At 72.8% G+C, this 25,331-nt stretch carries 22 protein-coding genes; 7 read left to right on the top strand and 15 right to left on the bottom strand.

Translation table 11 applies throughout. The annotated features are described in order from the left end of the window. Positions 1-13 precede the first annotated feature (13 nt). Entirely contained in the window at positions 14-1,363 is a 1,350-nt protein-coding gene (dprE1, locus tag ABT170_RS32875) for a decaprenylphosphoryl-beta-D-ribose oxidase (protein ID WP_351873504.1), read from the top strand. 39 nt (positions 1,364-1,402) lie between these two features. Then, positions 1,403-2,257, top strand: a complete 855-nt coding sequence (gene dprE2, locus ABT170_RS32870) for a decaprenylphospho-beta-D-erythro-pentofuranosid-2-ulose 2-reductase (protein WP_351873501.1) — start codon at positions 1,403-1,405, stop codon at positions 2,255-2,257. Positions 2,258-2,279: 22 nt separating this feature from the next. Here dprE2 and ABT170_RS32865 read toward each other — a convergent pair whose 3' ends face one another. After that, complete coding sequence (locus ABT170_RS32865; protein WP_329946454.1) at positions 2,280-2,867, bottom strand: 2'-5' RNA ligase family protein; 588 nt, start codon at positions 2,865-2,867, stop codon at positions 2,280-2,282. Between the two features lie 105 nt (positions 2,868-2,972). Continuing rightward, the gene (gene trpS, locus ABT170_RS32860) at positions 2,973-3,986 is read right to left on the bottom strand and encodes a tryptophan--tRNA ligase (RefSeq protein WP_329946455.1); all 1,014 of its coding nucleotides are present in this window, start codon (positions 3,984-3,986) and stop codon (positions 2,973-2,975) included. A gap of 249 nt (positions 3,987-4,235) precedes the next feature. Between trpS and rocD the strand changes: the two genes are divergently transcribed. Next, complete coding sequence (gene rocD / locus ABT170_RS32855) at positions 4,236-5,441, top strand: ornithine--oxo-acid transaminase (RefSeq protein ID WP_329946456.1); 1,206 nt, start codon at positions 4,236-4,238, stop codon at positions 5,439-5,441. Between the two features lie 181 nt (positions 5,442-5,622). On the opposite strand, the gene ABT170_RS32850 is transcribed toward rocD, so the two are convergent. From ABT170_RS32850 to pdxR, 3 genes are all read right to left on the bottom strand, one after another. Beyond that, positions 5,623-6,810 carry a glutathionylspermidine synthase family protein gene (locus ABT170_RS32850; protein WP_351873497.1) on the bottom strand — a complete coding sequence of 396 codons (1,188 nt, stop codon included), beginning with the start codon at positions 6,808-6,810 and terminating at the stop codon, positions 5,623-5,625. A 5-nt stretch (positions 6,811-6,815) separates the two neighbouring features. Further along, positions 6,816-7,106, bottom strand: a complete 291-nt coding sequence (locus ABT170_RS32845; RefSeq protein ID WP_329946458.1) for a hypothetical protein — start codon at positions 7,104-7,106, stop codon at positions 6,816-6,818. Positions 7,107-7,301: 195 nt separating this feature from the next. Next, positions 7,302-8,702 carry a MocR-like pyridoxine biosynthesis transcription factor PdxR gene (gene pdxR / locus ABT170_RS32840; RefSeq protein WP_351873493.1) on the bottom strand — a complete coding sequence of 467 codons (1,401 nt, stop codon included), beginning with the start codon at positions 8,700-8,702 and terminating at the stop codon, positions 7,302-7,304. Positions 8,703-8,749: 47 nt separating this feature from the next. Between pdxR and ABT170_RS32835 the strand changes: the two genes are divergently transcribed. Then, positions 8,750-9,262, top strand: coding sequence for a carboxymuconolactone decarboxylase family protein (locus ABT170_RS32835; protein ID WP_329946460.1), 513 nt, complete (start codon positions 8,750-8,752; stop codon positions 9,260-9,262). Positions 9,263-9,338: 76 nt separating this feature from the next. Here the strand turns inward: ABT170_RS32835 and ABT170_RS32830 are convergent, their stop codons facing one another. The 6 genes from ABT170_RS32830 to ABT170_RS32805 all read right to left on the bottom strand — a co-directional run bounded on the left by ABT170_RS32830 (position 9,339) and on the right by ABT170_RS32805 (position 15,918). Further along, on the bottom strand, positions 9,339-10,328 hold the full coding sequence (locus ABT170_RS32830; protein ID WP_351873490.1) for a serine/threonine kinase C-terminal domain-containing protein: 990 nt from the start codon (positions 10,326-10,328) through the stop codon (positions 9,339-9,341). Between the two features lie 3 nt (positions 10,329-10,331). Next, positions 10,332-10,712: a hypothetical protein gene (locus ABT170_RS32825; protein ID WP_351873487.1), complete on the bottom strand. Its 381-nt coding sequence runs from the start codon at positions 10,710-10,712 to the stop codon at positions 10,332-10,334. Between the two features lie 2 nt (positions 10,713-10,714). After that, positions 10,715-12,601 (bottom strand): AbeC-like domain-containing protein, encoded by a 1,887-nt coding sequence (locus ABT170_RS32820; RefSeq protein WP_351873484.1) that lies wholly within the window; start codon positions 12,599-12,601, stop codon positions 10,715-10,717. A gap of 264 nt (positions 12,602-12,865) precedes the next feature. Beyond that, complete coding sequence (locus tag ABT170_RS32815) at positions 12,866-13,855, bottom strand: malate dehydrogenase (protein ID WP_329946464.1); 990 nt, start codon at positions 13,853-13,855, stop codon at positions 12,866-12,868. Between the two features lie 507 nt (positions 13,856-14,362). Beyond that, entirely contained in the window at positions 14,363-15,013 is a 651-nt protein-coding gene (locus tag ABT170_RS32810; protein ID WP_351873479.1) for a DUF3017 domain-containing protein, read from the bottom strand. 20 nt (positions 15,014-15,033) lie between these two features. Beyond that, positions 15,034-15,918 carry a bifunctional methylenetetrahydrofolate dehydrogenase/methenyltetrahydrofolate cyclohydrolase gene (locus ABT170_RS32805; protein WP_329946466.1) on the bottom strand — a complete coding sequence of 295 codons (885 nt, stop codon included), beginning with the start codon at positions 15,916-15,918 and terminating at the stop codon, positions 15,034-15,036. A gap of 224 nt (positions 15,919-16,142) precedes the next feature. Here ABT170_RS32805 and ABT170_RS32800 point away from each other — a divergent pair, with 224 nt between their 5' ends. After that, positions 16,143-16,736 (top strand): RDD family protein, encoded by a 594-nt coding sequence (locus ABT170_RS32800; RefSeq protein WP_329946467.1) that lies wholly within the window; start codon positions 16,143-16,145, stop codon positions 16,734-16,736. 161 nt (positions 16,737-16,897) lie between these two features. Here ABT170_RS32800 and ABT170_RS32795 read toward each other — a convergent pair whose 3' ends face one another. From ABT170_RS32795 to purN, 3 genes are all read right to left on the bottom strand, one after another. Beyond that, positions 16,898-18,382, bottom strand: a complete 1,485-nt coding sequence (locus tag ABT170_RS32795; RefSeq protein WP_351873475.1) for a DUF2079 domain-containing protein — start codon at positions 18,380-18,382, stop codon at positions 16,898-16,900. A 139-nt stretch (positions 18,383-18,521) separates the two neighbouring features. Further along, positions 18,522-20,075 (bottom strand): bifunctional phosphoribosylaminoimidazolecarboxamide formyltransferase/IMP cyclohydrolase, encoded by a 1,554-nt coding sequence (gene purH / locus ABT170_RS32790; RefSeq protein ID WP_351873472.1) that lies wholly within the window; start codon positions 20,073-20,075, stop codon positions 18,522-18,524. Beyond that, on the bottom strand, positions 20,062-20,718 hold the full coding sequence (gene purN, locus ABT170_RS32785) for a phosphoribosylglycinamide formyltransferase (RefSeq protein ID WP_266923037.1): 657 nt from the start codon (positions 20,716-20,718) through the stop codon (positions 20,062-20,064). The genes purH and purN overlap by 14 nt, the downstream gene beginning before the upstream one ends. Before the next feature lie 259 nt (positions 20,719-20,977). Between purN and ABT170_RS32780 the strand changes: the two genes are divergently transcribed. Then, complete coding sequence (locus ABT170_RS32780; protein ID WP_351873469.1) at positions 20,978-21,868, top strand: hypothetical protein; 891 nt, start codon at positions 20,978-20,980, stop codon at positions 21,866-21,868. Here the strand turns inward: ABT170_RS32780 and ABT170_RS32775 are convergent. Then, positions 21,858-23,687: a cell division protein PerM gene (locus ABT170_RS32775; protein ID WP_351873577.1), complete on the bottom strand. Its 1,830-nt coding sequence runs from the start codon at positions 23,685-23,687 to the stop codon at positions 21,858-21,860. The genes ABT170_RS32780 and ABT170_RS32775 overlap by 11 nt on opposite strands. A 125-nt stretch (positions 23,688-23,812) precedes the next feature. Between ABT170_RS32775 and ABT170_RS32770 the strand changes: the two genes are divergently transcribed. After that, positions 23,813-25,195 (top strand): helix-turn-helix domain-containing protein, encoded by a 1,383-nt coding sequence (locus tag ABT170_RS32770; protein ID WP_351873466.1) that lies wholly within the window; start codon positions 23,813-23,815, stop codon positions 25,193-25,195. Positions 25,196-25,331: the final 136 nt, after the last annotated feature.

Below are 25,331 nucleotides of genomic sequence, written 5' to 3'. Positions count from 1 at the left end.
TACGGTCACCGTCATGTCTGTCGACACGGTGTCCTTGACCGGCTGGGGCCGCACCGCCCCGACGACCGCGCTGCGGTTCCGCCCCCGCAGTCACGAGGAGGCGGCGGCCGTCGTGCGCGGGCGTGGCCCCCGCGGTGTCCTCGCCCGCGGGCTCGGCCGCGCGCACGGCGACGCGGCGCAGAACGCGGGCGGCTCCGTCCTCGACATGACCGCGCTGAACCGCGTCCACACCATCGACACCCGTACGGGCACCGTGGTGTGCGACGCGGGGGTGAGTCTGCACCAGCTGATGGAGGTGCTGCTGCCGCTGGGGCGGTTCGTTCCGGTCACCCCCTCGACCCGCCACATCACGGTCGGCGGCGCGATCGGCTCCGACGTCCAGGGCCGCGACCACCGCCTCTCCGGTTCCTTCTCCCGGCATGTCGGCTCACTGGAACTGCTCACCGCGGACGGCGAGGTGCGTACGGTGCTGCCCGGCACGGCGCTCTTCGACGCGACCGCCGGCGGACTGGGGCTGACCGGCGTCGTGCTCGCCGCCACACTGCGGTTCCAGCCGGTCGCCTCCTCGCTGATGTCGGTCGACACGGAGCGGGCGACCGGTCTGGACGACCTGCTGGCCCGGTTCACGGCCGGTGGGGACCGCCATCGCTACGCGTCCGCCTGGCTCGATCTGCTGGCACGGGGCGGCGCGACAGGGCGCGGTGTCATCACCCGTGGGGAGCACGCGCCCCTGCACACGCTCCCGGCACGCGCGCGGCGCACCCCGCTCGCGTTCCGCCCGGCGCAGTTGCCGGCCGCCCCCTCCTTCGTCCCGGAGGGGCTGCTCGGCCGGACCTCGGCCGCTCTGTACAACGAACTCCGCTACCGCGGCGCCCCCAGGTCCCGCACCGGTGAGCTCCAGCGGATCCCGACGTTCTTCCACGCCCTGGACGGCGTACCGCACTGGAACAGGCTGCACGGCCGCGGCGGCTTCGTGCGGTACCAGTTCGTCGTCCCGTACGGACAGGAGGAGACGCTGCACCGCATCGTGCGGCGCCTCTCCACGCGCCGCTGTCCCTCGTTCCTCGCCGTGCTCAAACGGTTCGGCCGGGCCGACCCGGGCTGGCTGTCGTTCCCGGCTCCCGGCTGGTCCCTCGCGCTCGATCTGCCCGCCGGCCTGCCCGGTCTGGGGCGGTTCCTGGACGGGCTCGACGAGGAGGTGGCGGCGGCCGGCGGCCGGGTCTGCCTGGCGAAGGACGCCCGGATGCGGCCCGGGGTGCTGGCCGCGATGTATCCGCGACTGCCCGAGTTCCGGGCGCTGCGGGCGGAGCTGGACCCGGACGGAGCGTTCCGGTCCGACCTCTCCCGCCGGCTCTCGCTGTGAGCCTCCCGTCCGTATCCCGTTCCCACCAGGAGTGATTTCGTGAAGGACGCCTTCGGTGCCCCGCAGTCCCTGCTCGTCCTCGGCGGCACCTCACAGATCGCGCTGGCCACCGCGCGCCGGCTGATCGCGCTGCGCACCCGCACGGTGTGGCTGGCCGGCCGCCCCTCCCCCGCCCTGGACACCGCCGCCGCCGGGCTCCGCGCGCGCGGAGCCGAGGTCCGTACCGTCGCCTTCGACGCCCTCGACCCGGAGTCCCACGAGACGGTGCTCGGAAAGGTCTTCGCGGAGGGCGACATCGACCTGGTGCTCATGGCGTTCGGCATCCCCGGCGACCAGACGCGCGACGAGGAGGAGCCGCTGCGGGCGGTCCGGGTCGCCCGGACCAACTACACGGGGGCGGTCTCCGCCGGGCTGGTGTGCGCGGGCGCGCTCCAGGCGCAGGGTCATGGGTCGCTGGTCGTGCTCTCCTCCGTGTCCGGCGAGCGCGTACGCCGCGCGGACTTCATCTACGGGTCGAGCAAGGCGGGCCTGGACGCGTTCGCGCAGGGGCTGGGAGACGCGCTGCACGGCACGGGGGTGCGGGTGATGATCGTCCGCCCCGGTCCCGTACACCCGGGTCCCGCGCACTCGGGCTCCGTGCGCGGCGACGGGACCGGGACGGACGGCACGGACGGGGCGGACGGGGCGGCCAGGGCGGCGGAGGTGACAGGTGTCGTGGATCCCGCGGAGCTCGTGCGCCGACGGCTCATGACCACCCCCGAGGCCGTCGCGGAAGCGGTCGTGACCGGGCTGAGGCGGGGCACCGGGACGGTGTGGGTGCCCGGGGCGCTACGGGTGGTGATGTCGGCGCTGCGCCACGTACCGCGCCCGCTGTTCCGGCGGCTGCCCCTCTGAGGGCTGTCCGGCGGCCCGCCGCTCAGGGGTGCAGCGACGGCTCGTGCACGGAGGAGCCGCCCTGCGCGGGCACGGCGGGCGCGATGCCGCCCCCGAACGGGAATTCGTTGATCTTGCGCCAGACGGCGTCCGCGCCCTGTTCGTAGAGCGCGAAGGAACCGCAGGTCCAGGCCGCCTCGTAGGAGGAGAGCTCCTCGTAGGCCCGGTCCATCGCCTCTTCGGAGATGTCGTGCGCCACGGTGACATGCGGGTGGTACGGGAACTGGAGATCGCGCACCAGGGGACCGGACGCGTCCCGGACCCGCTTCTGCAGCCAGGAGCAGGCCGAGGCGCCCTCGACGACCTGGACGAAGACGACCGGTGAGAGCGGCCGGAAGGTCCCGGTGCCGGACAGCCGCATCGGGAAGGGCCGGCCTGCCGTGGCGATCCGGGCGAGATGCGCCTCGACCGCCGGCAGGTCGGCCGCCTCCGCCGCGGTCGGCGGAAGCAGGGTGACGTGGGTGGGAATGCCGTAGGCGGCAGGGTCCCCGAAGCTCGCGCGCCGCTCCTGGAGCAGGCTGCCGTAGGGCTCCGGGACCGCGATCGAAACGCCGAGCGTTACGGTCCCCACGTCGTTCTCCTCAATAGTCGTCGGTCGGTCCGCCGATGGCTGGTTCTCGGTCCCGCCGCCGCAAGTGTGCAGCCTGCGGCGGCGTTCTCGCCAGGGCCGTTGGGCTCAGTGCTTGGCGGGCAGAAGGCCCATGCGGTCGTAGGTCTGCGCCAGGGTCTCCGCGGCGACGGTCCTGGCCTTCTCCGCACCCTTGGCCAGGATGGAGTCCAGCGTCTCCGGGTCGTCCAGATATTCCTGCGTACGGCTCCGGAACGGGGTGACGAACTCCACCATGACCTCGGCGAGGTCGGTCTTGAGCGCACCGTAGCCCTTGCCCTCGTACTTCTGCTCCAGATCCGCGATTCCGGTTCCGGTGAGGGTGGAGTACACGCTCAGGAGGTTGCTGACGCCCGGCTTGTTCTCCGTGTCGTAGCGGATGACCGTGTCGGTGTCGGTGACGGCGCTCCTGACCTTCTTCGCCGTGACCTTCGGCTCGTCCAGCAGGTTGATGAGGCCCTTCGGCGTGGACGCCGACTTGCTCATCTTGACCGACGGGTCCTGGAGGTCGTAGATCTTCCCCGTCTCCTTGAGGATGTACGGCTCCGGAATGGTGAACGTCTGCCCGAACCGGCCGTTGAACCGCTCGGCGAGGTCACGGGTGAGCTCGATGTGCTGGCGCTGGTCCTCGCCGACCGGGACCTGGTTGGCCTGGTAGAGCAGGATGTCCGCGACCTGGAGGACCGGGTAGGTGAAAAGGCCCACGGTCGCCCGGTCGGCACCCTGCTTGGCGGACTTGTCCTTGAACTGCGTCATCCGCGACGCCTCGCCGAAGCCGGTGAGGCAGTTCATGACCCAGCCGAGCTGGGCGTGCTCGGGGACATGGCTCTGCACGAAGAGCGTGCAGCGGTCGGGGTCCAGGCCGGCCGCCAGCAGCTGGGCGGCGGCGAGCCGGGTGTTCGCGCGCAGCTCCGCGGGGTCCTGCGGAACGGTGATCGCATGCAGGTCCACGATCATGTAAAAGGCGTCGTGGGACTCCTGCAACGCCACCCACTGGCGGACCGCACCGAGGTAGTTGCCGAGGTGGAACGAGCCTGCGGTGGGCTGGATTCCGGAGAGCACGCGAGGACGATCAGAGGCCATGGGATCCATTGTCTCAGGTGCGGAACCGTTCTCCGGCAGCCGGTGTACGGCGCAAATCGGCGCGCCCCCTCATGTGCGGCACCGTGCCCCCGCACGTGCGGTACCGCGCCCCCGCGCACACGAGGACGCGCCCCGCACGGACCGGCGCGCGAGGCGCGCCGCGCCGTGAAGGTTTCCTCGCGCCGGATCGGACCGACGATACAAAGTGGGCACGACCCCCGCCCACGCCGCACGACGAACGGAGATCCCGTGTCGACCACGGAAACTGCCATCGCCTCCGCCGAGGCGCACAGCGCGCACAACTACCACCCGTTGCCGCTCGTGGTCGCCTCGGCGGAAGGCGCCTGGGTGACCGATGTCGAGGGGCGGCGCTATCTGGACATGCTCGCCGCCTACTCCGCGCTGAACTTCGGTCACGGCAACCGTCGCCTGATCGAGGCGGCCAAGGCTCAGCTGGAACGGGTGACCCTCACCTCCCGGGCCTTCCATCACGACCGCTTCGCCGCGTTCTGTACGGAGCTCGCCGAGCTGTGCGGCATGGAGATGGTCCTGCCCATGAACACCGGTGCCGAGGCGGTGGAGACCGCGGTGAAGACGGCCCGCAAGTGGGGCTACCGGGTCAAGGGCGTCCCGGACGGCATGGCGAAGATCATCGTCGCCGCGGACAACTTCCACGGCAGGACGACCACGATCATCAGCTTCTCCACGGACCACGAGGCACGGGACGACTTCGGCCCGTACACCCCGGGGTTCGAGATCGTGCCGTACGGGGACCTGACCGCGCTCCGTGCGGCGATGACGGAGAACACCGTGGCGGTGCTGATGGAGCCCATCCAGGGCGAGGCCGGGGTGCTGATGCCGCCGCCCGGCTATCTGCCCGGGGTCCGGGAGCTGACCCGCGAGCGGAACGTGCTGTTCATCGCGGATGAGATCCAGTCGGGCCTGGGCAGGACGGGGAAGACCTTCGCCTGTGAGCACGAGGGTGTCGTGCCCGACGTGTATCTGCTCGGCAAGGCGCTGGGCGGCGGGATCGTACCGGTGTCCGCCGTGGTCTCGTCGGCCGCGGTACTGGGTGTGTACCGGCCGGGTGAGCACGGCTCGACCTTCGGGGGGAATCCGCTGGCGTGCGCGGTCGCGCTGGAGGTGATCGCGATGCTGCGGACGGGCGAGTACCAGCAGCGGGCGGCGGAACTGGGCGACCACCTGCACCGGGAGCTGGGGCTGCTGACGGGCGGCGGCTCGGTGGAGGCCGTCCGGGGGCGCGGGCTGTGGGCGGGCGTCGACATCGCCCCGGCCCTGGGCACGGGCCGGGAGATCTCCGAGCGGCTGATGGGCCGCGGGGTGCTGGTCAAGGACACCCACGGCTCGACGATCCGGATCGCGCCGCCGCTGGTGATCTCCAAGGAGGACCTCGACTGGGGCCTGCACCAGCTGCGGGCGGTGCTCGGCGCCTGACACGGCCGGGCGGCGCGGGCGCGCGGGCGGGTGCCCGGGCGGCGCGGGCGCGGGCGGGAACGGCGTACGGGCGGGTGCCCCGGCGGCGCGGGCGCACGGCCGGAAACGGCGCACGGGCGGGCGTCCGGGCGAGCGGGCCGGGCGCGCGGGTGCGCGGCCCCGGCCCGCGGGCTGGGGCCGGCTAGAGGATGACGTGGGGCAGGAAGCGGGCGTACTCGTCCGTGACAGGACCCGCCGATTCCCTGATGCCGAGTCCGGCGGCCTCGTCCTCGACGACCCACGCGCCCAGCACCACCCGGTTGCCGTCGAAGTCGGGCAGCGGGGCGAGCTCCTGGTAGCAGCAGGGCTCGTCCCGTACCTCCGCCGCGCTTCCCGGCCCGTGGAGGGTGACCCCGGCGCCCTCGCGGCCGAGCAGGGGCTTGGCGGCGTATCCGGCGCCGCCGGGTCCGGCGAGGCCGCGGGGGCCGTCGAGGTAGGACGGCAGAAGGTTCGGATGCCCCGGGTACAGCTCCCACAGGATCGCCAGCAGCGCCTTGTTGGAGAGGAGCATCTTCCAGGCGGGTTCGATCCAGCAGGTGGTGCCGGTGCCGCCGCCGTTGTCGAGCGTGTCCAGCACATGCGGTCCGAAGCGGTCCGTCGCCAGCCACTCCCAGGGGTAGAGCTTGAAGCAGCTCCGGATGAAGCGGAGCCGCTCGTCGACGAAGCGCCCGCTCAGCCGGTCCCAGCCGATCTGTTCGACGGACAGCGCCTCGGTGTCGATCCCGGCCTGCTGGGCGGTCTCGCGCAGATACGCGACCGTCATCAGGTCCTCGCCGAGCTCGTCGCCCTCCGAATGCGCGAAGTGCAGCGGCCCCGGCGGCAGCAGGGGCGCCTGCCGCTTCCAGGCGTCGACGAGGCGCTCGTGGAGGGAGTTCCACTGGTCCGCGCCGGGGAACCGGTCCTCCATCCAGAACCACTGCGGGCTCGCGGCCTCCACCAGCGAGGTCGGGGTGTCGGCGTTGTACTCCAGCATCTTCGCCGGGCCGGTGCCGTCGTATCGGAGGTCGAACCTGCCGTACAGGGAGGGCAGTTCGGCGCGGCGCCGCCAGGAGTCGGCGATCAGCGCGGCCAGCCGGCGGTCGGTGATGCCGAGATCGGCGAACCGGTCCCGCTCGACGATGTGCGCCGCCGCGGCCAGGCACATCGTGTGCAGCTCCTCGACGACCTCTTCGAGCGCCTCGACCTCGGGCAGCGTGAAGACGTAGTAGGCGCTCTCGTCCCAGTAGGGGCGCAGCGAGCCGTCCGGGTAGCGGGTGAGCGGGTAGACCAGGCCCTGTTCCTCGACGGTCGCCTGCCAGCCGGGGCGCGGTTCGATCGTGCGGCGTCGCATGCGCGTCAGCCGCCGCCCGTCCCGGAGCAGCCGAACCCGCCGCGGTCGACCGCCGCCTTGTCGAAGCTGCCTCCGGTCACCTTGCCGTTCCTGCTGGTGCCACCGTAGTAGTACGAGCCGCTGCCGCCGCTGCTGCTGCCGCTGCCGCCCGCGCACTCGTAGCTCGGCAGCTTGTCCTGGGTCAGCGGGTCGACGCACCGCCGGTCCGGATCCGAACCGCAGGAGGTGATCGTCGCCGCGAGCACTCCCATACCGCCGAGCACCACAGTGCTCGATCTCAGTCTGCGCTTGGCCATTTTCCGCTCCCCCGTTGTCCTGCGCTGTCGCGTCCTGTCCTGTTCGGTCCACCTTCAGACCGCTCGTCAGATTAGATGGCCGGACCACTCGATCGGAACCCGGTGCGTCAACCACGCGCCAGTAGAGTCCCTATGCGTTCTTCGGGATGATCTGCGTGCCCGGTTCCGCGGCCGGCCGCCCCCGCGCTCCGCGCCCTACGGCAGCACCCGGCACAGTGCGTCCAGCGCCCCCGCCCAGGCGCTGTCGGGCGGGGAGCCGTAGCCGATCACCAGCGCGTCACGGCCGGGCGGCGCGTCGCGGTGCCGGAAGCGCGCGAGGCCCTCCAGGGCCAGCCCCTGCCAGGCGGCGGCCTGGATCACCGCGCGCTCGGTGCCTTCGGGGAGTTCGAGGACCGCGTGCAGCCCGGCCGCGATCCCGCCGACCCTGATGTCCGGCGCGCGTTCGGCGAGCGCGGCGACGAGCTGGTCGCGGCGGCGCCGGTAGCGCAGCCGCATCGAGCGCACATGGCGGTCGTACGCCCCCGAGTCGATGAACTCCGCGAGCGTCAGCTGATCCGGCGCCCCCGGTGTCCAGTCGAACTCCCCCTTGGCCCGCCCCACCTCCGTCACCAGCTCCCGCGGCAGCACCATCCAGGCGAGGCGCAGACCGGGCGCGAGGGACTTGCTGGCGGTTCCCAGGTAGACGACGCGCTCCGGATCGAGCCCCTGGAGCGCCCCCACCGGCTGTCTGTCGTACCGGAACTCCCCGTCGTAGTCGTCCTCCAGGATCAGCCCCGCCGTGGACCGGGCCCAGTCGACCGCGGCGGCCCGCCGGTCGGGGTGCAGCGGGACGCCCGTGGGGAACTGGTGCGCGGGCGTCATCAGGACCGCCCCGACGCCGCGCATCCCGGCCAGCTCCCCCGTACGGGACCCGAGGCCGTCCAACGGCAGGCACGGGGTACGCAGTCCGGCCTCCCTCAGCAGGTTCCGGTGCGCGTCGAGCCCGTACGACTCGACGGCGGTCTCCCGCACCCGCCGTGCCCGGAGCACCTTGGCCAGCAGCATCAGCCCGTGGACGAAGCCGGCACAGATCACGATCCGCTCCGGTGCCGCGTACACCCCGCGGGCCCGCGCCAGATACTCGGCCAGTACGGCGCGCAGTTCGACCCGTCCGCGCGGATCGCCGTACCCGAACGCCTCGTTGGGGGCGGCGGTCAGCGCCCTGCGGGACGCCTTGAGCCACTCCGCGCGCGGGAAGGCGGCCAGATCCGGCGAACCGGGCTTCAGATTGTGGACGGGCCCGGACCGCACCGCGGGGGACGGTGGCGCGGCCGGGTCCGCCCGGCGCGGCACGGACCTCGGCGCGACCCGGGTCCCCGAACCCTGCCGGGCGGTGAGCCAGCCCTCGGCGACCAGTTCGGCGTAGGCGTCGGCCACGGTGTTCCGGGCGACGCCCAGGTCGGCGGCGAGCGTGCGGGAGGACGGCAGCCGGGTCCCAGGAGTCAGCCGCCCGGTGCGCACAGCCTCCCGCAGGGCCTCCATCAGTCCGCTGCGCAGCCCCCCGCCGTGCGGTTCGATATGCAGATCGGCACCGAAAGTGGCCCAGGAATCCGTCATGGGAATGGACCATACCGCTGCGCCACCCAGGCCGTAGCGTCGTAGGCATGACGACACACACGCACGACCACACCACTTCCGCGTACGCCCCCGAGCACCCGGCCCGCCTGGCTTGGTCCCAGCTCGCCCCCGATGTCTACAAGGCGATGGTCCGGCTGGACGCCGCCTCCAGGAAGGGTCTGGACCCGGTCCTGGTCGAACTGGTGAAGGTGCGGGCCTCGCAGCTCAACCGCTGCGCCTTCTGCCTGGACATGCACTCCAAGGACGCGCTCGCGGCGGGCGAGTCCGCCGAGCGGATCATCCAGCTCAGCGCCTGGGACGAGTCGCGGCACTTCTACACGGAGAAGGAGGTGGCGGCGATCGAGCTGACCGAGGCCATCACCGTGCTGACCGACGGCTTCGTCCCGGACGAGGTGTACGCGAGGGCCGCCGAGCACTTCGAGGAGGCGGAGCTCGCGCAGCTGATCTCCGCCATCACGGTCATCAACGCCTGGAACCGCTTCGGCGTGTCCACCCGCCAGGTCCCCGGTCACTACACCCCCGGCGACATCAAGCACTGAACAGCGTCAAGCGCTGAACGGCGTCAGGCACTGAACCGCTTCGGGGGCGAGGCCACCGGGGGGGCGGAACGGGCGGTCAGAACGGACTGCCGTACGGGTCGAAGTGCGTCACGGCCACGTCCAGGACCTCCTGCTGCCGTGGCCACTCGCTGTCGGAGGCGCCGACCAGCACCGCGTACAGCCGGCCGTCCGAGGCCGTGAAGACGCGCTCGATGACCTGGCGCCGGCCGCCGGTCTCCTCGCTGTCGTACGCGTAGACCAGCTCGGCCGCCTCGCCGCCCCCGGGGTTCTCCACGGGGCCGCGGCTGATCTCCTCGAAGCCCGGGTTGGAGCTGAGCTCCTCGGACGCACGGCCGACGGCGTCCACGGCGGTGATGGACTCGGCGATCCGGAAGATCTGGATCAGTTCCACGCCGTCGGCCGACTTGTAGAACACCGCGCCCTTGTCCTCGGTGCGGACGTCCCACTCCCGGGGGACGGCGATCCGGAAGCCTTCGCGGTCGTCCGTATCGGCGTATTCGGGAGGCAGCGCACCGGACGGCGACGCGGATTCCGGGGCGGTCTCCGACGTGGAGGCATCGGGAAGGGCCCCGTCGGTCCCCCCGGTGTCCTCACTGCCACTCGCCCCGTCGGCCGGGTTCTCCGGCGCGGTGGAGGTGGCGCTCGCCCCCCGCGCGCCGTCGTGACCGTCGCCGTTGTCGCCGCCGAGCGTGAACCACAGCGCCGCCGCACCCACCGCGAGCACGCCCACCGCGACCCCGGCGGTCAGCGGGGTGACCCGCTCCCGGAAGGACCTGCCGCCGCCCGCCCCGCCGGTCCCGGTGGTCTCGAAGGTCCCGGTGATGTTGTTGTACGTCCCCGGCGGCGCGGGCGGCCCCGCCGGGCCCGGCGGACCGGCCGGACCCCAGGGCCCCTGCGGCCCCGGCGGCTCCTGTGCCACGGGGGCCACCGGAACCACCGGCGGTACCGAGGGCGGCGGCGGGGGCGGCGGGGTGTAGCCGCGCCGCTCCTCGGTCTCCCAGCTCTGTGTCTCGTCGTTCCAGCGCGCTCCGCCGCCCCCGTTCACCGCTCAGCTCCCCAGCAGCGCGGCGAGCGCCTGCCCCACGGCGACGCCGGAGGCCAGCGTCCCGGTGAGGGCACCGGCCGCCGTCAGCGCGTCCCGGAGCCGGGCCAGCCTTCCGGGAGTCGCCGCACCGGTGCCCTCGATCTCCTCCGTCACCGAGACCAGTTCGGCGTCGAGGATCTCCGTGGCGTCCGAGGCGACGAACCGTTCGAGGTCGGCGCGCAGCTCCCGCACGGCACGGAGCAGTTCGGCCTGGGTCTCGTCGGCGGGAGCGGCGTGCTGGTGCTGTGTGACGGTGTTGTGGTCGCCGATGGCGAAGGCGCTGCCGGTCACCGACCCCACGTGGACGGTCCGCTGTACCGGCTGCTGTCCGTCGGGCGTCTCCATGGTCACTTACCTCCGGTGTTCGGGTGCTGGTCCGGCCGCGGCGCGGTGCCGGGGCCGGACGGTTTCGGCGGGGGCTTCTGCGCGCCGGGCCCCTGTTTCGCCCCCGGGGCCCGCTTCGGGTCCGCGGTGGACCGGTGGCCGGCGTTTCCGTACGAGATGTTGTTGTGGTCCCCGATGCCGATCGCGCTGTCCTTCGCGGACTCGATGAAGACCCCGCCCGCGCCGATGTTCACGATCTTCTGCTCGAACTCGTCGGTCTGCCAGCCCGCTTCGCGCAGAGCCAGCCGCACACCACCCGTCACCCGGTCCTGGATGCTCTTCAGATACCGGTTGATGTCCATGTCCTGGAAGAGCGAGGCCTCGTCGTCCGCGCCCAGCTGCCGGACGGACATCGCCGGTCCGTCCGTCAGCGCACCGCTGTTCCCGGCGGTGAGAACCGTCCACCCGCTGACCGCGCCGCGTCCCAGGGTGACGACCGAGCGCACCAGCGAACCCGGGGTGCGGGCCACCGCCCAGGCGGTCTTCCCGAACCAGTTGTTGTTGCGGTGCCGGTGGGCGATGCGGTCGGCCTCCTGGAACAACGGGTGCACCGGCATCAGGACGTGCGGCGCGAGCTCCAGCATCAGCATCCCGCCCTGGGTGTGGACCCGGACGAAGACGGTGACGACGACCTCCTCGCTCCATCCGCCGACACGGATGCGCAGGAAGTGCCTGCGGCTCTCCCCGCCCTCCTCGACGGCGCCCAGCCGGTGGGTCTCGAACCCCTCGCGGCCGTACGGGGCGTCCTCGCGGCGCCGCATGCCGAGCACCGGCAGGAACACGCACTCGTCGATCTGGAGCTCGCGCAACCGGTCCCGTACGGCGGCGGCCGCCGCCGGCGAGCCGTGCGGAGACGGCACCCGAAGCTCCTGGAGCAGCGGCACGATCCGGCGGAGGATCCGCGCGTTGTCGATCGGTTCCGTCGGGCCGTCCTCGCTCGGCCGGAGCTCGACGGCCAGGTTCCACGGGTGGTAGGGGAGCCCGGAGCCGCAGAACGGATCGCCCGCGCTGTACATGATCAGCGGAGCGTGCTGCTCCAGCCTGATCCGCTGCTGGAGCCGATGGAAGCGGCGGCTGACGGTCCGTTCGGCCGGGTCGGCGGTCAGGTCGGGGAAGTTCTTCCTGGCCAGTTCACCGGCCATGACCCGGGCGAACTGGCCGCGCCGGAGCCCCACCAGGGTGGCGATCAGGGCGAAGAAGGCGATCGCTCCCCAGGCCGCGCCCGAGCCGGCCCCGCCCGAGGAGAAGCCTCGGTTCAGCACGGCGAGACCGAGGTCGGCCCCGTCCGGGATCGCGTCGGACAGCCCGTCGGAGGAGTCGTACGAGGAGCCGTAGGAGGAGTCGTACGAGGAGTCGTAACTCCCGGAATCGTCGCCGTCGTCGAAGAGACCGGCGAAGGCGCTGCCGACCGTCCAGAGCACCGCGAGGAACAGGAGGATCCGCCCGTACCAGCGCATCAGGAACGCCGGGATCCGGCGGTAGACCGGTGGGTTGCGCGCCGACCCCCTGATCAAGGGCGCGAGGGCGAGCAGGACGCACGGCATCACGAGGACCGCGACGGCGCCGCGGGTGAGCACGGCGCCCAGCAGCCAGGTGACCAGGATGCCCGCGGCCCACCGGAGTTCGGAGCGGCGTGCCCGCAGGGCGTGGGCCAGCACCCGGGCGGCGTCGAAGCCCGTCGACGGGGCGGCGATCCGCTCCTCCTGCACGTACAGCTGGTCGATCACGGCGTCGCGGTAGCCGTCGTGCAGATAGACCCCGGCGCAGAGCAGTCTGCAGGCCTCGCTCGTGGCCGGGTGCACGGGCGGTTTCCCGAGCAGGTCGTCCTGGTTCCGCGACGGTTGCGGCACGGTAATCCCGGTCACCGGTTCCCCCTAGCTGACCACAACTCACGCTCCGGCGGCGTGCGTTGGTGATGGAAAGGGGACACCATACCCGCACTCCGCAGCCTCGTGGAGACTTTTTGAGGCCATGGCATCACCACGGGTGATCTTCGCCCGGTCGTGCGTCCATCGGGTGCGGGACCGGCGGAACGCCGAAGCGCCCCGGCAGCGGAATGCTGCGGGGGCGCTTCGGCGTACGGCGGCGGTTCCGGCGGGGCCGGGACCGGGACCTCAGATCAGGCCGAGCTCGCGCACCGCGTCGCGCTCCTCGGTGAGCTCCTTCACCGAGGCGTCGATGCGCGCGCGGGAGAACTCGTTGATGTCCAGGCCCTGGACGATCTCGTACGTGCCGTTCCTCGTGGTGACCGGGAAGGACGAGATGATGCCCTCGGGCACGCCGTAGGAGCCGTCCGACGGGATACCCATCGAGGTCCAGTCGCCCTCGGCGGTGCCGTTGATCCAGGTGTGCACGTGGTCGATGGCGGCGTTGGCGGCCGAGGCGGCGGAGGACGCGCCACGGGCCTCGATGATCGCGGCGCCGCGCTTGGCGACGGTCGGGATGAAGGTGTCGGCCAGCCACTTCTCGTCGTTGACGACGTCGGCGGCGTTCTTGCCGGCCACCTCCGCGTGGAAGATGTCGGGGTACTGGGTCGCCGAGTGGTTGCCCCAGATCGTCAGCTTCTTGATGTCGGAGACGGCGGCACCGGTCTTGGCGGCCAGCTGCGAGATCGCGCGGTTGTGGTCCAGGCGGGTCATCGCGGTGAAGCGCTCGGCCGGTACGTCCGGGGCCGCGGCCTGCGCGATGAGCGCGTTGGTGTTGGCCGGGTTGCCCACGACGAGGACCTTGATGTCGTCCGCGGCGTTGTCGTTGATGGCCTTGCCCTGCGGCTTGAAGATGCCGCCGTTGGCGGAGAGCAGGTCGCCGCGCTCCATGCCCTTGGTGCGCGGGCGGGCGCCGACGAGCAGGGCGACGTTCGCACCGGCGAAGCCGACGTTGGCGTCGTCGGTGATCTCGATGTTGCGCAGCAGCGGGAAGGCGCAGTCGTCGAGCTCCATCGCGGTGCCCTCGGCGGCCTTGAGGCCCTGCGGGATCTCCAGGAGGCGCAGGTTGACCGGCACGTCCGGGCCGAGCAGGTGGCCGGAAGCGATGCGGAAGAGCAGCGCGTAGCCGATCTGGCCGGCTGCGCCGGTCACGGTGACATTCACGGGAGTGCGGGTCATGGCGATCTCCGTTAGACAGCTGGCGGTGGCGGTCCCCGACCCCTGGTGCCGGGCCCCTGGTGCTGGACACCTCTGAATCTTGATGTGAAGAGATATCCAGCGATCAGGCTATCCGACCCGGGCCGCCCCGGCCGCCCGCCCCCCTGTGGCACGGCACACAACCGGTCACGCACCGCAGGCACGGGCGCCCCGCCCCGCACTCGTGCCCTGCCCAACGCCGTACCCATGCCGTACCCGCGCCGCCCCCACGCGCCGGGCCGGTCCGCCGCCGTTGCGCAACGATCACACCGTGCCGGAATGGTCACTTCCGTGCCACAGGCCCCAGTGATCCCTTGAACCCGCGTCCGCCGTCAATGACGCTGGAGGCAGGACGGGGCAAGGCCGCTCAAGCCACCGCATACCGGAGTTTCCCGACTTCCGCAGGAGTCCCGTCCGGGGGGTGTCCGTCCCTTCACGGGGGAAGGGACGGACACCCCGTCACCACGCGGGCCGGACCGTCACCGCACCTCAGCGGATCGTGAAGTGGACCGCGTCCTCCAGCACCGGAATGTCCAGCCACGGCTTGGGCTGGGCCATCAGCGCGAGCAGCACGATCAGGGTGCCCATCAGCCCGTACGTCACCAGGTCGGTGAACCGGGACCGTACGGCGAGCATGCCGACCGAGGGGACCGCCCAGCGCAGCGCGGCCCCTGTGAGGAGCGCGGCGCCGATCAGTATCGTGCCGATCCGGAACGCCTCGGCGAACGGGTCGGCGGCGACGATCAGCAGCCCGGCCCCGGCCGTGCAGAGCACGGTGAGCAGCGGCCACTGCCGGGCCGGGGCGGGCGCGTCGCCCGATGCCGCCCGGCCACCGCCCTCGGGACGCGCGGTGTCGCGGGTCAGCGACGGAAAGCGCCGCGTCCGGCGGGGGGCGGTGCTCCCCGCACCGGACTCCTCGGCCGCCGCACCGCCCGATTCGCCCGGCTCTCCCGATTCGATCGGCCCTCCGGACTCTTTCCGCTCTCCCGACTCGTTCCGCTCTCCCGGCCGGCCCTGCTCTCCGGGCTCGCGCAGCTGCTCGCCCCGCTCCCCGGGGCCCCCGTCCCCGGGGACGGACGCGGAGGCGGTGTCGGGAGCGGGAGCCGGATCGGCCCCGGCCGGACTCGTACCAGCACCCATGGGGTTCCTTCCGGTTCGGGTCAGCCCGCGGTCGCGGCGGCGTCGGCGGCCTCGGCGGCCGTCCGCTCGGCTGCCTCGACCACGTTGACCAGCAGCTGGGCGCGGGTCATCGGGCCGACACCACCGGGGTTCGGGGCGACCCAGGCGGCCACCTCGGCGACTCCGGGGTGCACATCGCCGACGATCTTGCCGTTCTCGTCGCGGCTGACGCCGACGTCGAGCACGGCGGCGCCCGGCTTCACGTCCTCGGGCTTGATCAGGTGGGGCACCCCGGCGGCGGCCACGATGATGTCGGCCTGCCGGAGGTGGGCGGAGAGATCACGCGTACCGGTGTGGCACTGGGTGACGGTGGCGTTCTCGGTCTTACGGGTCAGCAGCAGCGGGATCGAGCGGCCGATGGTGACACCGCGTCCGACGACCACGACATGCGCGCCGTTGATCTCCACACCGTGGGCACGGAGCAGCTGGACGACACCCTGCGGGGTGCAGGGCAGCGGGCCGGTCTCGTTGAGGACCAGCCGGCCGAGGCTCATCGGGTGCAGGCCGTCGGCGTCCTTGGCCGGGTCCATCAGTTCCAGGACCCGGTTGGTGTCGATGCCCTTGGGGAGCGGGAGCTGAACGATGTAGCCCGTGCATTCGGGGTTGGCGTTGAGCTCCCGTACGACCGCCTCGATCTCCTCCTGGGTGGCGGTGTCGGGGAGTTCGCGCTGGATGGAGCCGATGCCGACCTGCGCGCAGTCGCGGTGCTTGCCGTTCACGTACCAGCGGCTGCCCGGGTCGTCCCCGACGAGCAGGGTTCCCAGGCCGGGGACGATGCCCTGCGCCTTGAGGGCCGCCACACGGACGGTCAGATCGGATTTGATCGCGGCAGCGGTGGCCTTGCCATCGAGAATCTGGGCAGTCATGTTCCCATCCTCGCGGATGACCCCGCCCGCATACCAATTGCGGGTCCCCCATGGACACAAGGTTGCACTTGCACAACACCTGAAGGGCCGGACTGGACAAACTTACGTGCGGCTTATAACGATGATATTCGCAGTGCCGCGGTAGTACGGGGGGCGGACCGCTGACCTGTTCCTTCCTCCGTGTGGCCGTATCCGTCCCCGCACGTCTGTTGAAGGAACACCCCATGAGCTTCGGAGACCCGAACAACCCGTACGGGCAGCAGCCCGGCCAGCCGCCCCAGGGCCAGCAGCCCGGTTACGGCTACCCGCAGCAGGCTCCCCAGGGTGTCCCGCAGCAGGGTTACGGCTACCCCCAGCAGCAGCCCGGCCAGCCCTACGGCGGCGGTTACCCGCAGCAGGCCGGCTACGGCGGCATGCCCGAGCTGGCCCACTGGGGCCTGCGCCTGGGCGGGCTCATCATCGACGGGCTGATCCTCGCGATCCCGTACGCCGTGGTGGCCGTGGGCGGCGCCATGGGCGACGGCGCGGGGGGCATCCTGGCCATCATCGGCTTCCTCGGCCTGATAGGCGTCGCCATCTGGCTGCTGTACCTGGAGGGCTCCACCGGCCAGACCATCGGCAAGAAGGCCGTGGGCATCCGCCTGCTGCGCGAGGCCGACGGCCGTCCGCTCGGCTTCGGCATGGCCTTCGTGCGCCGCCTGGCCCACTTCCTGGACAGCGCCGCCTGCTACATCGGCTGGCTGTGGCCGCTGTGGGACTCGAAGAAGCAGACGTTCGCGGACAAAGTCTGCTCGTCGGTGGTCGTCAAGGCCGGCTGACCCCGCCCCGACCCGCTCGCACCGGAGGCCGCGACCCGTTCAACGGGTCGCGGCCTCCGCGCGTTTCCCGTGCCCTGTCGGCACGAGCGGCAGGAGCGGTCGTCCCACGGGAACGGCCGTCCCGGACGGGAGCGGCCGGAGCCGACGGTGGCCGGCCGGGCTCAGCGGCCGGGGATGTCCGACGGGGCCGGTGTCGTGCGCTCCATGACCACGAAGCTCCCGGCCCGGTGCTTGAGCCGGTACTGCGCCTCGGGGTGGAGCTGCTCGGCGTACGCCACCGGGTCGGTGATCGGCCGCGACCAGCCGAAGTCCAGGTTGACGGCGACGATGTCGGGGGCCGTGCCCGGGGCCCCGCCGATCCAGTAGACGGTGCGGTCGCCCGTGAGGTGCGCCATCAGCGTGATGTCCGTCTCGACCCGCGCCCCGGCGGGAATGGCCTCCAGCGCCTCCCGGGCCGCGTGGACGCGGGCGTCGGTGCGGTAGGTCTCCGGACGCAGCACGTCGCGCAGCGGCAGATGCTGGGTGAGGGCCACGGCGATCGCGGTGGCGACGGGTACGGCGACCTTCGCGTACGAGGCGAGCCACGGCCGCGCGGAGTCGCGGCTGCGACGGATTCCGTCGGTCATGGCCAGGAACACCACGGGCATGAGGATGGCGCTGTAGTGCCAGACCATGCCCCAGTGGTGGGAGTCCTGGGACAGCAGGCGCCAGCCGAGCGTGGGCAGGACGAGCAGGATCAGGGGCGAGCGCAGCGCCATGAAGGCGGTGATGCCGACCAGGAAGACCAGCATCTCGATCTTGACCGAGGAGTTGAGGACGCCGAGGACGGAGTCGAACAGGGAGACGTCCTGCTCCCCGTTCTTGTCGATCTTCGTCCAGTAGTCGTACGTTCCCTCGCTGCTGGCCGCCGGTATCAGGACGAGGACGGTGACGGCGAAGGCCAGCACGCCGAAGGCCGCCAGCAGTGCGCCCTGGAGGCGGCGGCCGTACAGGAAGAGCAGAAGGCCGACGACGGCGACCGTGGCGCCCAGGTCCTCCTTGACCAGGACCAGCGGCAGGGCCCACAGGACGGCGGCCGTCCACCGCCGGGTGAGCAGGGCCCGGCAGACGAGCGCGAGCAGCGGTACGGCGAAGGCGATTTCGTGGAAGTCGGACTTCACCGCTTCCTGGAGTCCCCAGGACAGCCCGTACGCGACGGTGACGCACATGCCCGAACGGCCGCCCAGGATCTGCTGCGCGGTGCGGCCGACGACGACGGCGGAGGCGGCGAAGAGCGCGGCCTGCGCGAACAGCAGGGCCTCGGCGGACGGCCAGATCCAGTACAGCGGGGCGAGCAGGGCCACGACGGGGCTGAAGTGGTCGCCGAGTATCAGATAGCCGGGGCCCTTGATGTCGACGACGGGAGCGTTCAGGCCGGCGTACGCCCGTACCTCCTGCTCGAAGATCCCCAGGTCCCAGGAGGGCGAGCCGAAGTGGCTGTACTGGAGGTGCGAGTACAGGAAGTACAGCCCGCACAGCACCGCGGCGGCGATCAGATACGGGCGCAGGGGGACCCGGTCCGTGGCGGAGGCCGGGACCTCGTCCGGCGGACCGCCCGGTGCCGGTACGGCGGACCGGCCCGTCTTCCTCTTGTTCAGATCAAGCACGACGCCCCCGCAACGGATTTCCACGGCGGTTTATTAGAACAGAGGCGCGACCAAGACCTGAATTCCGGGATTTCCCGGACACGGCGCGGGCCGGGGGCCGCACCCCGGGAGCGGGGTGCGGCCGGGGCTCGGCGGCGGCTCAGTGGAAGAAGTGGCGCGTACCGGTGAAGTACATGGTCACGCCCGCCTTCTTCGCGGCCTCGATGACCAGTTCGTCGCGGACCGACCCACCGGGCTGGGCCACGGCCCTGATGCCGGCCGCGGTGAGGATCTCCAGGCCGTCGGGGAACGGGAAGAACGCGTCGGAGGCGGCGTACGCCCCGCGCGCCCGCTCCTCGCCCGCCCGCTCGACGGCGAGCTTGGCGGAGTCGACGCGGTTGACCTGGCCCATGCCGACGCCGACCGAGGCGCCGTCCTTGGCGAGCAGGATCGCGTTGGACTTGACCGCGCGACAGGCCTTCCACGCGAAGGCGAGCTCCTTCAGCTCGTCGGCGGAGAGGGCCTCACCGGTGGCGAGGGTCCAGTTGGCCGGGTCGTCGCCCTCGGCCTGGAGCCGGTCGGTGACCTGGAGCAGCGCGCCGCCGTCGATGGGCTTGACCTCGACCGGGGCGGCCGGGCCGTCGGGGCAGCGCAGCACGCGGATGTTCTTCTTGCGGGCCAGCACCTCGACGGCGCCGTCCTCGTACGCCGGGGCGACGATGACCTCGGTGAAGATCTCCGCGACCTGCTCGGCCATGGCGACGGTCACCGGCCGGTTGACGGCGATGACCCCGCCGAAGGCGGACAGCGGGTCACAGGCGTGCGCGTTGCGGTGCGCCTGCGCGACATCGTCGGCGATCGCGATCCCGCACGGGTTGGCGTGCTTGATGATCGCGACACAGGGCTCGGCGTGGTCGTACGCGGCCCGGCGCGCGGCGTCGGTGTCCGTGTAGTTGTTGTACGACATCTCCTTGCCGTGCAGCTGCTCCGCCTCGGCCAGGCCGCCGGCGCCCGAGGTGTAGAGGGCGGCGGGCTGGTGCGGGTTCTCGCCGTAGCGCAGGACGTTGCCGCGCTCGTACGTCGTGCCGAAGAAGTCGGGGAAGCCCGAGTCGTCGGCGGCGGCGTAGTCGGCCGCGAACCAGGAGGCCACGGCCACGTCGTACGCGGCGGTGTGCTGGAAGGCCTCCGCGGCCAGGCGCTTGCGGGCGCTCAGGTCGAAGCCGCCCGCCGCGACGGCGGCGAGGACGTCGGCGTACCGCTCGGGGCTCGTCACGACGGCCACGGACGGGTGGTTCTTGGCGGCGGCGCGGACCATCGAGGGGCCGCCGATGTCGATCTGCTCCACGCACTCGTCGTCCGAGGCGCCGGAGGCGACGGTCTCCTTGAACGGGTACAGGTTGACGACCACGAGATCGAACGGCTCCACGCCGAGCTCGGCGAGCTGCTCACGGTGGGTGTCCAGGCGCAGGTCGGCCAGGATGCCGGCGTGCACGCGGGGGTGCAGTGTCTTCACGCGGCCGTCGAGGCACTCGGGGAAACCGGTGAGCTCCTCGACCTTGGTGACCGGCACTCCGGCGGCGGCGATCCTCCCGGCGGTGGAGCCGGTGGAGACGAGCTCGACGCCCGCCTCGTGCAGACCGCGGGCGAGGTCTTCGAGCCCCGTCTTGTCGTAGACACTGACCAGGGCGCGGCGGATGGGCTTATTCACCGACATGACCGAGATGAACCTTTCGTCCCTCAATGCGATGGCCGTCACGGGCGAGTCGCCCCACGGCCTCGACGAGCAGCTTGCGCTCGACTTCCTTGATGCGTTCATGGAGAGCGGCTTCGCCCTCCGGCGTGTCCTCTTCGGTCACCTCGACCACGCCCTGCGCGATGATCGGACCGGTGTCGACGCCGTCGTCGACGAAGTGGACGGTGCAGCCGGTGACCTTCACGCCGTACGCGAGCGCGTCACGCACCCCATGGGCACCGGGAAAGCTGGGGAGCAGGGCGGGGTGCGTGTTGATGAACCGGCCGCCGAACGCGGCGAGGAACGTCCTGCCCACGATCTTCATGAATCCCGCGGAGACGACGAGGTCCGGGCGGTGCGCGGCCGTGGCGGCCGTGAGCGCCGCGTCCCACTCCTCACGGGTGGCATGGTCCTTGACCTTGCACACGAAAGTGGGCAGTCCGGCACGCTCGGCACGCTCCAGACCGACGATGTCGTCACGGTCCGCGCCGACCGCGACGACCTGGGCGCCGTAGCCCTCGGGATCGTCACCGATGGCGTCGAGCAGGGCCTGGAGATTCGTACCGGAGCCGGAGACCAGCACGACCAGGCGGGCCGGAGCGGCGGAGGGGGGCGGGGAGGCCACAGCTGGGCCCTTTCTCGCGTGGTAAGGCAGGTGCGATGTGCGTGCGGTGCTCTTTGTACGGTCGTACGAAAGAATCTCGCCCCTCGATACGGGGAACTCTACGAACGAGCCGACCGTCAGCAACGATACCGGCACACCCGGCGGCCCCCACGGGACGGGGGCGTGACCGGGAGGTAGCGTCAGGGGACAGCGAACCGCCCACCGGGCGGACGAACCGTCCTCGGGGCGGACATGACGAGATGGGGAAGACGTTCACCACATGCCGGACCGACGCCGCCGCACCGCCTTCCGCCTCTCTCGTTCCTCCGGTACGCCGGGTTCCTCCGGGCCGTCCGGCCCCTCGGGTACGCCGGGTTCCTCCGGCGGTCCGGGTCCGGCCGGGCCCACCGACGACAATCCGTTCGCGCCGCCGCCGGCGGACCGGCCCGACCAGCCCTGGCAGCCGCGCCATCCGTCCTCGCCCACGAACGGCGACGGCGACGGCGACGGCAAGGGTGACGGCTCCGGCAACGGCGGGTCCGGCGACCGCCCGGCCTGGGGCAGTCAGTGGAGCGACCAGCAGCCCGGCCGGGGCACCGGCGGCTTCGGCAGCCGCCCCGGCAGCGGCGCGGGCGGTGGCAAGGGCGGCCCCGAGGGCAACCCGGGCGGACTGCGCTGGGACCCGACCGACCCCGCCCAGCGGCGCGCCCGCTACGCGGTGCTCGGCGGCATGTGGGCGTTCTTCTTCGCCCTCTTCGACTTCCCGGAGATCGCCCTGCTCCTGGGCGCGCTCTCCGTCTACTGGGCCATCAGCGCCCTGCGCGCCAAGCCCCGGAGCCCGTCCGCGACGGAGGGCACGGCGGCGGCGACCGGCGCGGGCGCCCCTGCGGCGACCGGCCCGGCGGGGGCAGGGGCGGGCGCGGGCGACGGGGCCACGCCGCCCGCGACGGCCGGCCGGAGCGGCGGCAACCGGCCGCAGACCACGGCGGCGGTCAGCGGCCTGGTGACCGCCCTGCTCGCACTCTCGATCGTCGCGACGTCGTTCACGGTCCAGCTGGTCTACCGCGACTACTACACGTGCGTGAACGACGCCCTGACCAAGTCCGGCGCGCTGGCCTGCAACGATCTGCTGCCGAAGCCGCTGGAGCCCTTCTTCGGCGTCAAGAAGTAACCCCTCGGCCGGACTCCGGGGCCGCCGAGGGCGCCCGCGGCGGCGCCGGAGGCTCCGGCGGGTCAGCCAGGAGCTCCGGCGGGCCCGCGGGAAGCTCCGGCCGGTCCGCGGGAAGCTCCGGCCGGAAGTCGGCCATGAGCCCTCCGGGGCCCTGCCGGAGGGAAGCCCACCGGGCCTGTCCGGCCTCCTTCCCGTCGTGCCAGGGATCGGTCGGCAGGAAGTCGTACGGCTCGAACCCCGCGTCCGCCCCGGGTGCGGGGTCCGCCGGGCCGGACGCGGACACGGGACCGGGCGGGGCCGCGCCGCCGGCTCCTCCCGTCCCCTCCGCCCCGTCCCCGGCCCTGCGCCTCCGCCGCCACCGGCGCCGCCCGGTGGCCTCCGGAGCGGCCTCGTCGCTCCCGCCGTTCGCGTCGCGCACGGTGCCGCGTGCGCCGTCGCGCACGCCGCTCCGGCCGCCCTCGCTCCCGGGGGCAGGCGTCGGCTGTCGTGCGCCGGGCGCCACCGCGCCGGTCCGCTCCTCCGCCGCCTCCGGCCCGCTCCGACGTCGCCATGCCCACCCGGGCTCCCGCAGCCGCCACATCCGGAGCAGCAGCACCAGCGGTACGCCGATGACGGCCGTCCACGCCAGGGCGGCCGGGCCCGTCAGCCACCACACGGGCCCGAACTCCGCCAGTGCCCCGGTGCCGAGCGGCCCCCCGGCCATCGCCGTGAGCACCGCCGTACCGGCCCCGCACCCCCCTGCGGCGAGCCCCGTCACCAGCACCGTCTCCCCCGCGCTCCAGGCCCCGTCCCGTACCGCCGGTTCGGGCACCGCCCTGCGTACGGTGAACCAGGCGACCGCCAGCCCGGCCGCGAGGGGCACGGCCCCGGCCGCCCAGTTGGCGGGCGAACCCGGCCCCTGGTCCGGCAGCGCCGCCAGCAGCGGGAACTCGGGCAGGGCCGGGCTCCCGCCGAAGGCCATCGGGGTGACCGTGGCCCCCGTACCGAGCGCGAACCCCGGCCCCAGCCCGTACGAGGCACCCCACAGCGCGGCGTTCGGCACGAGCGCCAGGGCCAGCAGGAGCACGGCGAACCGCCCCGCCCAGTCGCCCGAGAGCGCGAGGAAGGTCCGCTGGGCCTCCTCCACGTGCCACACCAGCCCTGCGGCGACCACCAGCGCGCCACCGCCGAGCAGCACCATCACCCCGGCCGCGGCGGACCGGCACACCGCCTCGGCCCGGGTCCGGAACAGGGTGCGCGCGACCGCCTCCTGAATCCACAGCGGCGCCCAGAACGGCAGCGAGCCCAGCGCCCGCCCGCCCGCCGTCCACACCCCGGCCGCCGCGGCACCGGCCACCACAACGGCGAGCGGGAACGCCAGTGTGTCCGGGTCCGCGCTCAGCGAACCGTCCCGCGCATAGGCCACGGCAGCAGCCGCGACCAGCAGATACCCGGTCGTGACCGCGCCGAAGGCACCGGCCGGGGACGGTCTGGGGCGCCCCTCGTCGGGGTCCGCCGCGCCCCGGGCGGCCCGGTGCGCCAGCCAGACCGGCAGCAGGGAGAGCAGCAGCGGAACGGTCGCCACGGGGGCCGGGATGCCGCTGAGGGTGTCGGTTCTGACGAGTTCGGCGCCATGCGCGAGCAGCCAGAGCCCCGCCGCGACCTGGAGGGCTCCGCCGGGTCCGCTGTCCGGGTACGGAGAGCTGATCCACAGCACCATGACAAGCACGGCGAGCGAGCCGAGCCCGAGCCCCGCCGCGATCACCCCGCGCAGAAAAGCGGAGGCCAGCGCGGCGGGCCTGCCCCGCTCGGCCGACAACATCGGGCTGCGCTCGGTCACTTGGGTCACGCCGCCATGCTGCCAACGACACGCGCTTATTCCGTGTAACGGGCGAACGGCCGCTGTGTCGCTCAATATACGTTTATGTACTTTTTCACCCAGCGCAGCACCGCCGGGGGTCACCCATGACTCGGAGCACGACCGACACGGCCGCTGCCGACCCCCTGCCCTCCCCCAAGGAGCGCCGCAGGCTGCGTGAGGCGAAATCGCTGACCGAGGAGCAGGTCGCGGCGGCGGTCGGCGTCACGCGTGCCACCGTCCGCTCCTGGGAGACGGGGCGCACGAGCCCGCGCGGGCGCAAGCGCACGGTCTACGCCAGGCTCATCGGCTCCTCCGCCGAGAACGCCGCACCGACCGCTCGGGCCCCCCGCCCCACATTGACCACCTCGAACACCGGGGCGAATCCAGCCGCCGAGGGCGGGACCCGACCGCCGTCAACCTCGCCGGCCCCGAAGGCCCCGGCGGCCCCGGAGGCTTCAGCGGCTACGGCGGCTTCGGGGCCCGTGGAGGCTACGGCGGCGTCAGGGCCGGCGGGGACCGCCGAGCCGTCGGAGCCGGGCGCTTCCCGGCCTACGCCCGCCGCCCCGGCCCTCCGTCCGGAGTCCCCCGCGCCCGCCGCCCCCGCCGCATCCAGTACGCCCCCCGCGCCCCCCGCCTCCCCCTCGCCTCCCGCGCCCGCCCTGACCGGGCTCTCGCCGACCGAGGCGTTCGATGCCCTGTACAGCGGCTGCGCCCAGGGGCTCGTCCGCCAGACGTATCTGCTGACGGGCCGCCGCAACCTCTCCGTCGAGTCCGTCGAGCGCGCGTTCCAGCTGGCCTGGCACCGCTGGCCCGAGGTCGCCGTGGACCGTGACCCGGCGGGCTGGGTGCGGGCCGCCGCGTACGAGTACGCGATGTCGCCCTGGCACCGGCTGCGGCGCGCCCACCGTCACCCCGACCCACCACCCGCCGAGCCGGACCGGCGGGCCCTGCGCGACGCGCTGCTCGACCTGCCCCCCTCGTACCGCCGCACGCTGCTGCTCTACGACGGCGTGGGCCTGGATCTGCCGGAGACCGCGGCCGAGACCGAGGCCAGCACCCCGGCGGCGGCGGGCCGGCTGATGAACGCGCGGGCCGCCGTCGCCGAACGGCTGCCCGAGCTGGCGGGCTCCGCGTCACCGACGGAGCAGTCCGCGCTGCTGCACGAGAGACTGGGGGCGCTCGCCCTCGCCGGGCAGCTGCCCGCCCTGCCGCCCGCACGTACCGTGCGCACCGGAAGCGAACGCAAGGCCCAGCTCTGGACCCGGGCGGCCATCGCCTTCGCCGCGCTGCTCATCGGCGCGACGGGCTTCACCCTGCACACGGCCCCCACGCGGTACGAGCAACCGCTGGCGCCCCCGGAACGGGTCGGCGGCGTTCCACCGCGCGGCGGCCCTCAGAAGCTCACCTCCCAGGACCTGGAACTCCAGAGGACCCTGCGCGAGCAGTTCGCCAACGGCCCGGAACGGCTGGTGCCGCGGATTCCCTGACCGGCGGATTCCCTGACCGGCGGATTCCCGGCGAGCGCGGATTCGCGGACCGCGCGCATCTACCCGACCGGGCGGAACGGAAACGGCGCGGGCCCGTACCCCTTGTCCGGGGTACGGGCCCGCGCCGTCCGTGCGG

The sequence above is a fragment of the Streptomyces sp. NPDC001787 genome, from assembly GCF_040297465.1.
Lineage (GTDB): Bacteria > Actinomycetota > Actinomycetes > Streptomycetales > Streptomycetaceae > Streptomyces.
The sequence above is the reverse complement of the archived record's forward strand: the minus strand, read 5'-3'. Positions and strand labels throughout refer to the sequence as shown.

Bases quoted from the DNA above. Each gene is read 5' to 3' on its own strand.
- dprE1 (WP_351873504.1), top strand. From the start codon at position 14: ATGTCTGTCGACACGGTGTCCTTGACCGGCTGGGGCCGCACCGCCCCG.
- trpS (WP_329946455.1), bottom strand. From the start codon at position 3,986: ATGGCCTCTGATCGTCCTCGCGTGCTCTCCGGAATCCAGCCCACCGCA.
- ABT170_RS32850 (WP_351873497.1), bottom strand. From the start codon at position 6,810: ATGCGACGCCGCACGATCGAACCGCGCCCCGGCTGGCAGGCGACCGTC.
- ABT170_RS32845 (WP_329946458.1), bottom strand. From the start codon at position 7,106: ATGGCCAAGCGCAGACTGAGATCGAGCACTGTGGTGCTCGGCGGTATG.
- pdxR (WP_351873493.1), bottom strand. From the start codon at position 8,702: ATGACGGATTCCTGGGCCACTTTCGGTGCCGATCTGCATATCGAACCG.
- ABT170_RS32835 (WP_329946460.1), top strand. From the start codon at position 8,750: ATGACGACACACACGCACGACCACACCACTTCCGCGTACGCCCCCGAG.
- ABT170_RS32825 (WP_351873487.1), bottom strand. From the start codon at position 10,712: ATGGAGACGCCCGACGGACAGCAGCCGGTACAGCGGACCGTCCACGTG.
- ABT170_RS32815 (WP_329946464.1), bottom strand. From the start codon at position 13,855: ATGACCCGCACTCCCGTGAATGTCACCGTGACCGGCGCAGCCGGCCAG.
- ABT170_RS32810 (WP_351873479.1), bottom strand. From the start codon at position 15,013: ATGGGTGCTGGTACGAGTCCGGCCGGGGCCGATCCGGCTCCCGCTCCC.
- ABT170_RS32805 (WP_329946466.1), bottom strand. From the start codon at position 15,918: ATGACTGCCCAGATTCTCGATGGCAAGGCCACCGCTGCCGCGATCAAA.
- ABT170_RS32800 (WP_329946467.1), top strand. From the start codon at position 16,143: ATGAGCTTCGGAGACCCGAACAACCCGTACGGGCAGCAGCCCGGCCAG.
- purH (WP_351873472.1), bottom strand. From the start codon at position 20,075: ATGTCGGTGAATAAGCCCATCCGCCGCGCCCTGGTCAGTGTCTACGAC.
- ABT170_RS32780 (WP_351873469.1), top strand. From the start codon at position 20,978: ATGCCGGACCGACGCCGCCGCACCGCCTTCCGCCTCTCTCGTTCCTCC.
- ABT170_RS32770 (WP_351873466.1), top strand. From the start codon at position 23,813: ATGACTCGGAGCACGACCGACACGGCCGCTGCCGACCCCCTGCCCTCC.